The 13,925-nt window shown below is 35.2% G+C and carries 10 protein-coding genes; 8 read left to right on the top strand and 2 right to left on the bottom strand.

The window, feature by feature from the left end; all coding sequences use genetic code 11:
* Positions 1-4 precede the first annotated feature (4 nt).
* Positions 5-1,267, bottom strand: coding sequence for an MFS transporter (locus FD36_RS02515; protein WP_056957816.1), 1,263 nt, complete (start codon positions 1,265-1,267; stop codon positions 5-7).
* A 350-nt stretch (positions 1,268-1,617) separates the two neighbouring features.
* On the opposite strand from FD36_RS02515, the gene FD36_RS02510 reads away from it, so the two are divergent.
* Together FD36_RS02510 and femX are read left to right on the top strand one after the other, a co-directional pair.
* Positions 1,618-2,400, top strand: coding sequence for a sulfite exporter TauE/SafE family protein (locus tag FD36_RS02510; RefSeq protein WP_056957815.1), 783 nt, complete (start codon positions 1,618-1,620; stop codon positions 2,398-2,400).
* 135 nt (positions 2,401-2,535) lie between these two features.
* Positions 2,536-3,549, top strand: a complete 1,014-nt coding sequence (gene femX / locus FD36_RS02505) for a UDP-N-acetylmuramoylpentapeptide-lysine N(6)-alanyltransferase (RefSeq protein ID WP_056957814.1) — start codon at positions 2,536-2,538, stop codon at positions 3,547-3,549.
* Positions 3,550-3,590: 41 nt separating this feature from the next.
* Here femX and FD36_RS02500 read toward each other — a convergent pair whose 3' ends face one another.
* Complete coding sequence (locus tag FD36_RS02500) at positions 3,591-4,784, bottom strand: MFS transporter (RefSeq protein WP_056957813.1); 1,194 nt, start codon at positions 4,782-4,784, stop codon at positions 3,591-3,593.
* 576 nt (positions 4,785-5,360) lie between these two features.
* Here FD36_RS02500 and FD36_RS02495 point away from each other — a divergent pair.
* The 6 genes from FD36_RS02495 (at position 5,361) to FD36_RS02470 (ending at position 13,814) form a co-directional block, all read left to right on the top strand.
* Positions 5,361-6,377: an ABC transporter ATP-binding protein gene (locus FD36_RS02495; protein ID WP_056957812.1), complete on the top strand. Its 1,017-nt coding sequence runs from the start codon at positions 5,361-5,363 to the stop codon at positions 6,375-6,377.
* Entirely contained in the window at positions 6,374-7,342 is a 969-nt protein-coding gene (locus FD36_RS02490; RefSeq protein ID WP_056957811.1) for an ABC transporter ATP-binding protein, read from the top strand. The genes FD36_RS02495 and FD36_RS02490 overlap by 4 nt, the downstream gene beginning before the upstream one ends.
* Before the next feature lie 2 nt (positions 7,343-7,344).
* Positions 7,345-8,304: an ABC transporter permease gene (locus tag FD36_RS02485; RefSeq protein ID WP_056957810.1), complete on the top strand. Its 960-nt coding sequence runs from the start codon at positions 7,345-7,347 to the stop codon at positions 8,302-8,304.
* A gap of 15 nt (positions 8,305-8,319) precedes the next feature.
* Complete coding sequence (locus tag FD36_RS02480) at positions 8,320-9,261, top strand: ABC transporter permease (protein WP_056957809.1); 942 nt, start codon at positions 8,320-8,322, stop codon at positions 9,259-9,261.
* 86 nt (positions 9,262-9,347) lie between these two features.
* Positions 9,348-11,135: an oligopeptide ABC transporter substrate-binding protein gene (locus FD36_RS02475; RefSeq protein ID WP_056957808.1), complete on the top strand. Its 1,788-nt coding sequence runs from the start codon at positions 9,348-9,350 to the stop codon at positions 11,133-11,135.
* Between the two features lie 147 nt (positions 11,136-11,282).
* On the top strand, positions 11,283-13,814 hold the full coding sequence (locus FD36_RS02470) for a M1 family metallopeptidase (RefSeq protein ID WP_056957807.1): 2,532 nt from the start codon (positions 11,283-11,285) through the stop codon (positions 13,812-13,814).
* The last annotated feature ends 111 nt before the right edge of the window (positions 13,815-13,925 follow it).

Raw genomic sequence — 13,925 nt, 5'->3', positions numbered from 1 at the left:
TAAATTAAGCCTTTTTTAAATTAAAAGCTTCCTTAGTAGCAAATAATAAAATAACTAGATTAACTGCCATACAGAAAATCACTAATAAGCAACTAGACATATTTCCCATAGTAGTTGCAATAAAAGGTAATGCAAAGGTTCCAATTGGAAGGGATGCATTAACCATGGAACTCATTTTAGTTCGAAAACTTGCTAAGATTTTTTCATCAACAGCTACCACCGTTCGCGAATAAATCTTAGTATCGAATTTACCAAACAAGAGATAAATCAAGAAAATAATTGCAAAAGAAAAATAATCTTGGTGAAAAATAAACATTGAAACAAAGAAACAAATTGTTAGAGAATCGACCACCATACTAATTAACGGTAGGGGCACATGGTTGAGCATTTTGTCAGCAAAGATACTGCCGAGTAAATATCCGGCACCCATTGAAACAGAAAACATTAAAATGCTAACGGAATAGGGGAGTTTAATGTATTTATCGTTTAATAAAGTAATGCTTACGTATGCGAACATCCCCGAGAAAACAAAATTTTCAAAAACTAAGCTGGTCAACATAATATAAGGATTAGCTTGAAAGACATTTTCTACATTGTTCCAAAATTGAGATTTACTAATCTTTTCTTTTGGTTCAATTGTTTCATGTGAAACAGAATTTTGAACAAGTTTTGCTAGCCCTTTATCATTAAACTTTTTTCGATTTAAGTAAATAAAAGCTGACGAGATGAAAAAAGTTAATGAATTTATGTAAGCAACAATTTGAAAATCGTTATGGGAGATTAATAAAATTCCAACCCCGATTGATTGACCACACATACTGATTAGGATCGATAATCCACTAATCAAGCCTGTAGAAGATTCCATAAGTTCTTTGCGGATGTATCTTTTTTGAATTACAGCGATTAGACCGCTTTCATAGATAGAAATCAAAGTAACAATTGCGTCAAGAAAAAGAATGATTGCTAAGGCAAACCAACTGCGTAAATCTAGTAATAAACCAATTACAATAAACATAAACCCAGCGATTAACTGGGTATAAAACATTGCTCCAAATTTTTGTTTGGTTTTATCAGCATATTTTCCAGGAATTACCTGTAACAAAAAGGGCATAATTTGTGAAACAGAAACGAAAACGATTGCCCATTTAGCAAATTCTAATGTAGCTGCATATTGGACTAAAACAATACGATAGAGGCTACTTCCTAATACTCCAATCGTGGATAAAATTAAGAGATAACGTACTACGGGATTTTTTAAACTTTTCATATTATAAGAACTCCTCAATAAGTAGCTTGTGTATTGAAGGATTAATTCGAGCTACTTTGTTATTTTGAATGAATAAGGACAGTTCTTGATTTTGACATAATTCTAAAACCTCCGATTTTTCTATATTATTAAACATTATACAGAAAGTCGACAGAAAGACAAACATTAAAGTTGAAAAGTAGACGTTTGATGCTGATACACGAATTATTTAGCTGCTGATTTGATTATTATTAAAATAAATTGCTAATTTAAATTTTTAATTTCATTGCGCCCATCGAGTTAAGAATAATTTAATGTATAATGGGTAATAACGCTAGACAATTCGCATATAGAAAGAAGATTTCTAAAAAATGTTATTAACTATTTTATTTTTAATTGTTGCTGGATTTTTCGCGGGGTTATTAGCAACGATTGCTGGATTGGCATCAATTGTTTCTTATCCAGCTCTGTTAATTGTAGGAATCCCGCCAGTGGTTGCCAATGTTTCTAATACGGTGGCTTTGATTAGTACTGGACTAGGAGCTATTCCTGCTTCAATGCGAGAATTAAAAGGTCAGTGGCATCGAGTAATGGGTTATACGATTCTAGCCGTCATTGGTAGTTTTATCGGTAGTTCGCTTTTGTTAATCGCGCCAGCTTCGACCTTTGAAAAAGTAGTCCCATTCTTCATTTTATCAGCTGGAATTTTGCTAATTATTTCTGGTAGAGGAACAGAAAGTAACGTTGGAACTAAATTAAAACGTGATGGTCGAAATCCACATAAAGAGCGCATTATTAAATTAATTAGTTACTTTGGAATTGTATTTGTCGGTGGGTACTTGGGTTATTTTGGAGCCGCTGGAGGGGTAGTTTTACTCGCTATTTTGGGAGTGATTACTCACGAAGGGTTTGCCGAATATAATGCAGTGAAAAACTTTATGTGTTGTATTTGTAATGTCGCTGCCACGCTATTATTCATTTTCAAAGCCACGATTGATTGGGCTGCCGTTGTCCCACTTGGAATTGGTTTGCTAATTGGTGGTTATACTGGTCCACTAATTGTGCGGCATGTGAACGTTAAAATGCTTAGAATGTTAATTGCAATTGCTTCATTTGTGTTAGCCGGTTACTTGGGCTACAAAGCTTATTTATAAAAATAAAAACCAACTCATCTTTCACTAGGAAAGGTGAGTTTTTTACTCTTTTTTAACCAGTTTGGCCTCGATTATTACCAGTGTAATTATGCTATAATTAGCACTAATAGATAATTTAGAAGGAGTGGGAATTAGATGCCAGTTTTAGACCAAAAAGATAAAGAAATGGTAGCACGTTACGAAAAATTTATGCGTAGTACTAAAGAGGGACGTCTTACCCAAGACCTTGGTTGGGCAAAAGTTAAAAATAATTGGGAAGCACGCGAAGTATTTGTTGAAAACGAAAACGGAGAAATCGTGGCAGCAATGTCAATGTTGTTAACTGATACTCCCGCAGGAAAAAAGTTTGCCTATGCTTCAAAGGGACCAATCATTGCTGACCGATTTGACCTCGATCTTTTGGATAAATTAGTTGCCGAAGCTAAAAAAATTTTACCGGATGCTTACGTTTTACGGATGGATCCAGAAATTGAATATTCAGATGAATTAAATGATGAATTAAAAAAACGTGGCTATAAAACGCGGAACCGCAATGTTGCTGACGAAGGAATGCACGCCACCATTCAACCACGGTTGAATATGGTCTTAGATTTAGCTAATTTTCCTGGTAAAGAAAAAACGTTAGATTTATATCCTTCTAAAACTAAAAGTAAATTGAAACGCCCAATTCGTGATGGAGTGGAAGTTACCTGGGGACATGATGCAGCTGCCATTGATGCCTTTTACACGACTTATCAAACGATGGCTAATCGTCATGGCATTACTTATCGTCCTAAGGAATATTTTCAACGGATGTTAGATGCTTTTGATGAAAATACCATGCGGATTTACGTTGCCAAACGCGATGGGAAATTGCTTTCAACTGGAATTGTTTTGAAGTATGGAGACAAGATTTGGTATGTCTATGCTGGTTCAATGGATGGCAATACTTACTATGCTCCTTACGCAGTGCAAACTGAAATGATTCAATGGGCGCTTGATGAACCTGACATAACCTTGTACGATATGGGTGGAATTGAAAGTGAATCAACCAGTGATCCACTTTGGGTCTTTAAGCATACTTTTGTGAAAGCCGCTCCCGTGGAATACATCGGAGAAATCGATGCAGTTCTTGATGACGATGTTTACAAAGAATTAGTGAAAGATTAATCTACATGAAAAAAGCAGATCTCAAATTTGAGGTCTGCTTTTTAGTTAGTTTTAATGTTTTGATTGATTTTCATTTCATGGCTCACAATAAAGGTAATGAGAGCAGAGATGCCTAAGATTACAGCAACAATAATGTAAGGGATGTGCGGATTAATATCCATCAAACCACCAGCAAAAATAGGTCCGATAATGTTTCCAATGCTGGTTAAAGACATGTTAACTCCGTTGATTAATCCTTGATTGTTTTTCCCAAACCGCGTCAACATTGTCGTTATGGAAGGACGAAGGATATCAAAAGAACAGAAGATGAATAAGGTAGCAATGATCACTTCTATCTGGGTATGAGCGACTAATATCCAGACGGTACTTAAGGTTCCGATGGCGAAACAAATTCGCGTTAAGCCGATTTCACTAAACATATTTACCATTCGATCAAACAAAACAACTTGGAGAATTAATGAGAAAATCCCATTCAAAATTAACACTAAAGCAATTTCGTTTAAGGTAAAGTGGAAAACTTGGTTAACATACAAAGTATAGATACTTTCAAAACCGGCCAGTCCAAACGAGGAAATTAAAATCATCGCAAACAAAATAATGATAGCTTTGCTCATAATCGATTTAAATCCTTTTTCGGTAATGGAAATTCCATCCACTAAATCACCATGACTTTGAGCTTTCAAATGTTGGGGAAGGCCGACCATAAAGACAATGGCAGCAATTAAACCGGAAATTCCAGCAAACCAGAAGGGTGTTTTATAACTAATGTTAGCCAACACACCTCCAATTCCTGGTCCAATGATTAATCCACCACTCAACGCAGCTGAAATCCAACCAATTACCTTGGCCCGATCCTTATCGCTTGAAAGGTCAGCAGCCATAGCCATTGAGGCGGTCCCCACCATTGCTGCTGAAATTCCACCGATAATCCGAGAAATGTTAAACCATAAGACGGTTCCAGCAACGGCAAAAAGCAATTCTGCAACCATATAGAGGAGTAGTCCAGTAGTTAAAATTGGAGCTCTTCCATATTTATCCGAAACTTTACCAACAATTGGTGAGAAAACAAATTGGGCAAAAGCATACAGTGAGGTCATAAATCCCATTTGTCCAGCCGTTAAATGATATTCAATTTTAATAAATGGTTCCACCGGAATTATTAGTCCCCAACCTAAACAAATGATGAAGTTGGCTAGCACGATAATCAAGATGGCCCGTTTAGTTTCTTTTGCCAATGGCAAGACCCCTTTAAATTAATAATAAGAATTATTTTAGCACGAATCTAACGTAAATCAGAACTTTTGTAATTAATTTAAAAATATTGAGAAATTAAAACCGAACTATATGTTGTTCGGATGGTTTTTGAAACGTTAGTTAACGAATGAAAAAGAGCTTTAATTGATAATTTTATTTTTCGTGTTTCTACTATTATATATTTAAAATACCTGTTAAAGAAAGTAATTCGATTATACTTTATTTCACAAAGTCATCCTTAAAATGGAAACTGAATGATTTTAAGTAGATTAATAAGAACGTTCTGTTGAAAATTTAAATAAATTTCCAGCATATCACGAAAGATGACACTAACTATTGGCGTTTTTTATATTTTTTTACTTTTTCTTTTTTGTTAATTTTGCAGAAAAGGATTGCTTTAATATTAACTATGTAATCGCTTTCTTTAGAAAATAAAAATTAATTATTCACAAAAATCATTAAGGAAAAATAAAAATATTGCTTGACGGTCGGTTTTTAATAGCTTATTGTAATAAAAAATCAATTTTTAAAAAGCAAACGAATTCGGAGGAAATAACATGACAGAATCTGCAACTAAACACGAAACGATTCTAACTGTTAAAGATTTAACTACATCTTTTAAAATTAACAACAAATTTTATAAAGCAATCTCCGATATTGATATGAAAATTAAACGAGATGAAATTTTAGCAATTGTAGGTGAATCTGGATGTGGAAAGAGTACACTAGTTAATTCAATTATGGGATTACAAGATCCTAGCGAAACCAAGATTACTGGAGAAATTGATTTCGAAGGACAGGACTTAACTAAAATTAGTGAAGCAGATTACAACAAGATTAGAGGAGCTAAGATTGGAATGATCTTCCAAGATCCTTTATCAGCATTGAATCCTTTAAAAAGAATTGAAGACCAAATTGAAGAAGTTTTGATCTGCCACACAGACATGAGCAAGCAAGAAAGACGTGCTCGAGTACTTGAATTACTTGACCAAGTTGGAATTGTTGATCCTAAGCGAACTGCTCATCAATTTCCTCACCAATTGTCTGGTGGAATGAGACAAAGAATTGTGATTGCAATTGCGATTGCTTGTAAACCAGATTTCATCATTGCTGATGAACCAACGACCGCTTTGGACGTAACTATCCAAGCTCAAATTTTGGATCTTTTAAAAGATATTCAGAAAGAAAATCATTCAAGTATCATTTTGATTACTCATGATTTAGGAGTAGTTGCTGAAACTGCAGATTATGTTCACGTTATGTATGCTGGAAAGATTGTTGAAAAAGGAAATGTTGATCAAGTATTTAACAATCCACAACATCCTTATACCAGATCATTATTAAAATCAATTCCACAAGTTGACAGCGAAAGCGATGAACTATACGTAATCGAAGGTTCAGTTCCCTCATTACAAAACATGCCAGCAACTGGTGATGCTTTTGCACCAAGAATTCCTTGGATTCTAGCAAGTGATCATGAAGAAAATCCAAGTATGCATAAATTAGGTCATGGCCACGAAGTTCGTTGTACCTGTTATCAAGATTTTTACTTTAAGGAGGAAAGTGACGCATGAGTTTAATTAAAGTTAAAAATTTAAAAGTTCACTTCCCGATTAGAGGAGGATTCTTTAACGGAGTGGTTGACAATGTTCGTGCGGTTGATGGAGTTAGTTTTGAAATTCAACCTGGGGAAACATTTGGATTAGTTGGTGAATCTGGATCAGGTAAATCAACAACTGGGCGTGCCATCATCGGTTTGGAAAAAGTAACTTCTGGAGAAATTACTTTTGAAGGTCATGACGTTACTAGTCACAAAGACCGTAAAGAAATTGATTACGATCAAGATGTTCAAATGATTTTCCAAGATTCATTTTCAAGTTTGAATCCACGAAAACGAATTGAAAGTATTATTGCTGAACCATTAAAAAACTTTGAAAACCTTACTCCTGAACAGGAAAAAATTAAAGTTTTACAATTAATGAAAATTGTTGGATTATCACCCGATGCTTTGTACAAGTATCCTCATCAATTTTCTGGAGGACAACGGCAACGAATTGGAATCGCAAGAGCGGTTGCTACTAATCCTAAATTGGTAATTGCGGATGAACCAGTTTCAGCTTTGGATTTATCAGTTCAAGCACAAGTATTGAACTTTATGAAGAAAATTCAACGTAACATGGGAGTTTCTTACTTATTTATTTCTCATGATTTAGGGGTTGTTCGTCACATGTGTGATCGAATTGCAATTATGAATCGTGGTCAAATCGTTGAAATTGGAAGTCGAGAGGATATTTATAAACATCCTAAACATCTTTATACTCAACGTTTATTAGCTGCAATTCCTAGTACTAGAGTTGCCGATCGTGATAAAGATCGTGAACGGCGCCAAAAAATTGAAAAAGAATATAAAGAAAAACAAAAAGATTACTATGATAAAGAAGGACGGGCCTATCCGCTAGTAGAAGTTTCAAAGGGCCACTTAGTTGCTTTGCCACCTAAAGAAGCACTGAAATACAAAGACATTAAGGAGGAAAATTAATTATGTGGAAAACAATTTTACGTCGTGTGTTAATCATGATTCCAGAATTAATTGTCCTTAGCATTTTGGTTTTCTTATTAGCAAAAGCAATGCCTGGAGATCCTTTTAGTGGGTCAATTAATCCCAAAACTAGTCCAGCTCAACTTCACCGCTTAATGGCTGCTAATGGATTGTTTGATCCCTGGTACGTTCAATATTGGCACTGGGTTGTTAATTTATTCCATGGAAAACTTGGAATGAGTTATGAATATCAAATGCCAGTTATTAACTTAATTAAACAACGTGGACTTAATACTCTTTGGTTAGCAACATTTACCATGATTTTAACTTATGCAATTGGTTTACCTTTAGGAATTTTTGCTGGTAAACACGAAGGAAAATGGCAAGATACTATCATTCGTGTATTTAATTATATTACGATGTCAGTTCCTTTCTTCGTTGTATTGGTTATCGGAATTTGGATTTTCGGATACGCCCTTGGTTGGTTCCCAACTTCTGGATCGATTTCACCAAATGCTAATGGAATGGGTGAAACCATTCTTTCAAGATTGGGACACATTATTCTTCCAGGTTTGTTAGGTGCATTATTTGGAACTGTTAATATTGTGCAATATCTTAGATCACAAGTAATTGATGCCAAACATTCTGCTTTTGTAAAAACAGCAGTTGCCAAAGGAGTTCCAGAAAAAGATATTTATAGACATCATATTTTTCGGAATTCACTTCTTCCCATCGCAGCTTTTGCCGGATATTCAATTACTGGTTTGCTAGCTGGATCAATCTTTACTGAAATGATTTTTTCATATCCAGGAATGGGACAATTGTTCCTAAATGCCGTTAATTATCGTGATTATACTGTTATTACTACTTTGGTCTTGCTATATGGTTTCTTGAACTTAATGGGAACGTTAATTTCTGATATTGTTCTTAGCATTGTTGACCCTCGAATCAGAGTCGAATAGGAAAGGAGAAAACAAATGGCTTATGATTTTAACGCACGAGACGAGCTCTCTGATGCTGATCTTTTAGAATTATCTAAAGAAGCAGAAAACGAAGCAACGCCTAGTACCATTAAGGTGATGATGAGTGAATTTAAAGTTGATAAAATAGCTTTAGTTTCCGCCGGTTTTATTGTTTTCTTCATCGTAGCTGTAATCCTTGGTTCATTTTTTATAAATGTTCCTCATATTATGGAAACTGATTTGATGGGATACTATGCTAAACCATTTAGTAACTATATTTTAGGTGCTGACGCAAGTGGTCGTCCAATTTTTTCTCAATTAGTTGTTGGATCTCGTAATTCAATTTTAATTGCGATTGGTTTGACTGCCATCTCATCAACATTTGGTGTCGTTTATGGATTAGTTTCAGGTTATTACGGTGGCTATGTTGATTTAGCCATGCAACGTGTTTACGATTTCATGATGATTATTCCAATGTTGATGACTATCATCGTAATCGTAACAATTATTCCAAACTACAATGCGATTACTTTAACACTTTTATTATCATTATTTTATTGGATGGGAACTTCTCGTTTAATTCGTTCAAGTACTTTAGCTGAATCGCAAAAAGATTACGTAGCTGCTTCAAAGGTTTCTGGGACAAGTAATTTAAAGATTATTTTCCGAGAAATTTTACCAAACATCGCTTCATTAATTATCGTTGATACTACTTTATCTTTTGCGGAAAATATTGGGGTTGAAACTGGACTTTCTTACCTAGGTTTTGGTCTTCCAGACGGAACTCCATCACTTGGTACTTTAATTTCAAATGCTAACGATCCTAACAATATTACTCAATACTGGTGGACATGGTTACCAGCTGCATTTGAAATCATTCTTTTATGTTTAGCAATTAGTTATGTTGGACAAGTTCTTCGTCGAACAGCTGATGCTTCGCAAAGAAGAGGTAGCTAATTAAAAAAATCATTTTAGGAGGTGGTTCTGAAATCGATGGGATTAAGTTTCATATTTTAAAACACAATATTTTGGAGGAAAAGAAAATGAAAAAACGTCATAGACTTGCGATGCTGGGTAGTGCTGCACTGCTTACCTTGACATTGGCAGCTTGTTCAAATGGATCTAACAATTCTTCTGTTAAGACCCCTAAGCTTCCACAAACTTATAGTGCATCTGCTAAGGCTAGTCCTAAAGCAAACGATGGAACTTTGAAAATTGGGGAAGTTAGTGATTCTCCATTTACTGGGATTTCATCACCAACTCTAGCAAGTGTAGCAACTGATGCTGATGTATTTGCCCCGGGTGGACAAGGTAACTTATTTGCAACTGATAACAATTACAAAATTGTTAACGGTGGTATGGCTAACTTGAAATTAGACAAGAAAGCTAATACTGCTACAATTACTCTTCGTAAAAACGCTAAGTGGTCAAACGGAACCCCTGTTACTGCTAAAGATATTGAATATGCATACGAAGTAATTGCTAATCCTGATACAAAATCACAACAATATAGTGGAGATTTTGAAAACATCAAAGGTATGAAGGATTACCATGAAGGTAAATCAGATACCATCTCAGGAATTACATATCCTGATGGAGAAAAAGGAAAAACTGCAGTTATCCACTTTGATCATTTAACTCCAGCAATGCAATATGCCGGAAACTCATTCATCTGGGGTTCTGTAGAACCATATGAATATCTCAAAGATGTTAAGATTGCAGACCTTGTTTCTTCTGACAAGATACGTAAAGACCCAATCTTTACTGGTGCTTACAAACTTGACAAGGTTGTTGAAGGTGAATCAACTAGTTGGAGCCCTAACAAGTACTACTGGGGTAAGAAAGCTAAAATCAAACATGTTGATATCCGAGTTGTTTCAACAAGTAACGTAACTGCTGCTCTAAAAGCTAAGAAGTATGACTTCCTACAAGGTGGAGCTTCAGCTGCTGATCGTCCTGAGATTTCAAAACTTAAAGATTACCAAATTGTTGGTAAACCAGCCTTTGCATACAGTTACTTTGGATTTAACTTAGGACACATGGATCCAAAAACTGGTAAACAAGTTACTGATAAGAACAAGAAGATGAGTAACAAGAACTTGAGAAAAGCAATGATGTACGCTATTGATCTAGATCAAGTTGCTAAGAAATTTGGTAATGGAGTTTCTTGGAGAGCTAACACTCTACTTCCTCCAGTATTTAAAGATCTTTACAATGCAAAAACACCTGGCTTCAAGTACAACATGAAGAAAGCTAACAAACTTCTTGATGATGCTGGATACAAGAAGAAGGGCAAATGGAGAGCACAACCAAACGGTAAACCACTTGTAATTAACTTTGCTGTTTCATCTTCATCAGCTACTGCAAATGCTACTCATAAATACGAATTGCAACAATGGCGTAAACTTGGCTTGAACGTTAAGTACACTTCAGGTAAACCAATGGAATTCAACAGTTTTGATTCAGCAATTCAAAAACCAGACCAAAAGAACATTGATGTTTGGAATGGTGCATGGTCACTTTCATCAGAACCTACTCCAACTCAACTCTACGGTCAAAATGCTCCATACAACATGGGTCACTTTGTATCAAAAGAAAACACTAAGCTTTTGAACAACATGAACAATAGTAAAGCTTGGAACCATAAATATCGTGCAAAACAATTTAAAGACTGGCAAGCATACATGAACAAGGAAACTGCATACGCTCCAGATTCATTCTCATTGTCATGGGAACCAGTTAACAAACGTGTTAAGGGTTACAGTGTAAAACCTGCTGATGGTGATAACTCATTCAGCAACCTTCAACTTACACAAGAAAACACTAAATAATTAGTAATTAATGATTATTTAAGTGACAAACTACTCTACAATATTGATTTTTAAAATTGTAGAGTAGTTTTGTTTATAAGCGAAATGCTTAATTTAATGAGGAAAACCGTTATATAATGAGAGTATTAATTGAAAAGAGGTTGGATAATGGCTAAAATTGAACGTTTTTATGATACTTTTCAACCTGAACATTATGATGTTTATGTTGATGTAGATCGTGCAAAGAAAACAATTGTTGGTGAAACAACAATTACTGGAACAGCAACTCAATCAGAAATTTCCGTTAACCAAAAATATTTGGTAATTGATGAAGTTATTGCCGATGGTAAACCAGTTGAGTTTAAGACTGATAATGACGCTGAAGCAGTTCGTATTACTTTACCTAATGAAGGTAAAGTTGAACTAAGAATTAAGTATCATACTGATTTAACTGATACTTTGATGGGAATTTACCCTTCTTACTATGAATTGAATGGTAAGAAACAACAAATTATTGGTACTCAATTCGAAACCACTTTTGCCCGGCAAGCATTTCCTTGTGTTGATGAACCGGAAGCTAAGGCAACATTTAGCTTAGCAATTAAGTTTGATGAAAAACCTGGTGAAACAATTTTGGCTAATATGCCAGAAGATCACGAAGCTGGCGGAATTCATTACTTTGAGCCAACTGTTAAAATGTCGACTTACTTAGTAGCCTTTGCTTTTGGTGATTTACAAAGTAAGCTTACAACGACTGACAGTGGGGTTAAAGTTGGAGTTTTTGCCACTAAAGCTCATAAAGCAGATGAATTAGATTTTGCTTTGGATATTGCCAAACGTGCCATTGAATTTTATGAAGACTTCTATCAAACTCCATATCCACTACCACATTCATGGCAATTAGCTCTCCCTGATTTTTCTGCAGGAGCAATGGAAAATTGGGGTTTGATTACTTATCGTGAAGCCTACTTATTATTAGATCCAAACAATACTCCTTTAGATACTAAGGAACTAGTTGCAACTGTTATTACTCACGAACTTGCTCACCAATGGTTTGGTGATTTAGTAACAATGAAGTGGTGGGATGATCTTTGGTTAAACGAAAGTTTTGCTAACATGATGGAATATGTTTCAGTTGATGCTTTAAATCCTGAATGGAATGTTTGGGAATTGTTCCAAATGTCTGATGTTCCAGCAGCTTTAAATCGTGATGCAACTGATGGGGTTCAATCGGTACACGTTGCTGTTAATAATCCAGCTGAAATTGACTCTCTTTTTGATGGTGCCATTGTTTATGCTAAAGGTGCGCGGATGTTAGTAATGGTTCGGGCATTGATTGGTGATAAGGCGCTTCGTGAAGGATTGAAGAACTATTTTGCTGCGCATAAATTTGGTAATTCAACGGGAGCTGATTTGTGGAAAGCTTTAGGTGATGCTTCAGGTATTAACGTTGGTGAAATCATGAAGTCATGGTTAGATCAACCTGGATATCCGGTTGTTACAGCGAGCGTTAATGACGCAGGACAATTAGTACTTAAACAACAACAATTCTTTATCGGTGGCGGTGAAGATAAAGGCCGGACATGGCAAATTCCGTTAAACGGAAACTATGGAACTCCCCAAATTATGAAGGACAAGAAACTTAACCTTGGAGATTATAAGGCTTTACGGACAGAAAATGGAGAACCATTCCGTTTAAATGTTGGAAATAATTCACATTTTATTGTTCAATATGATGACAAATTACTTAAGGACATTTTGCAACATGCAGATCAATTAGACCCAATTAGTAAACGTCAATTACTTCAAGATTCACAACTTTTGGCCTCAGCACAACGATTATCATATGCTGATTTAATTCCTTTATTAGTTGAATTTGCAAATGATGAATCAGTGGCAGTAATTTCTGTCCTTTATAGAATTGCAAATTCATTGAAACAATTTGTGATTGCCGGGAGTCCAGAAGAACAAGAATTGCGTGAATTTTTTGATAATTTAAGTCGTAAACAAGTTGAACGATTGGATTGGACTCCAAAAGCAACAGATTCTAATGATGACCAATTAGTTCGTCCATATGTTTTGAACGCTTCATTATATGCACACGATGCAGTTTCGATTGCACAAGCGCATGAATTATTTGAAGATAATGACGATGATTTGACACAAATTCCAGCCGCAGTTCGTGGATTGGTCTTAAAAAATGAAGTTTTAAACTTTAGCAGTAAAGGCTTGTTTGATAAATTGATGAAAGCTTACCATGAAACTGTTGATCCAAGCTTCAAACAAGATATTTGTATGGCAGTCTCTAACGTAACTGATCCAGAATTAGTAAAATCATTGGTAAATGATTTTGAAAATGCGGATGTGATTAAGCCGCAAGATTTACGGGCTTGGTATCGTGGGGTCTTAGCTAATGAAGAAAGTCAGCAATTTGCTTGGGATTGGATTCGTAATGAATGGTCATGGTTGGAAGCTACAGTTGGTGGTGATATGGAATTTGCAACATTTATCACTGTAACTGCTAATGTTTTCCATACCCCAGAACGTCTAGCTGAATTTAATGCTTTCTTTGATCCTAAGGTTGATACTCCAGGATTAACTCGGGAAATTAAAATGGATAAGAAATTAATTACTGGTAAAGTTGATTTAGTAGAAAAAGAAAAGACAGCTGTTAATGATGCTGTTGCAAAAGAAGTTTAATAATATAGTAGAAAAAGCTAATTTCATTAATTTGAAATTGGCTTTTTTGTTTATTTTGAAAATAAATTAAACTTTTTTATGCAAAACCCTTGACCTTTCCTGACCAATGGT

Origin of the sequence: Fructilactobacillus sanfranciscensis DSM 20451 (assembly GCF_001436035.1) — a bacterium.
In the GTDB taxonomy this organism is placed as follows: domain Bacteria; phylum Bacillota; class Bacilli; order Lactobacillales; family Lactobacillaceae; genus Fructilactobacillus; species Fructilactobacillus sanfranciscensis.
The sequence above is the reverse complement of the archived record's forward strand: the minus strand, read 5'-3'. Positions and strand labels throughout refer to the sequence as shown.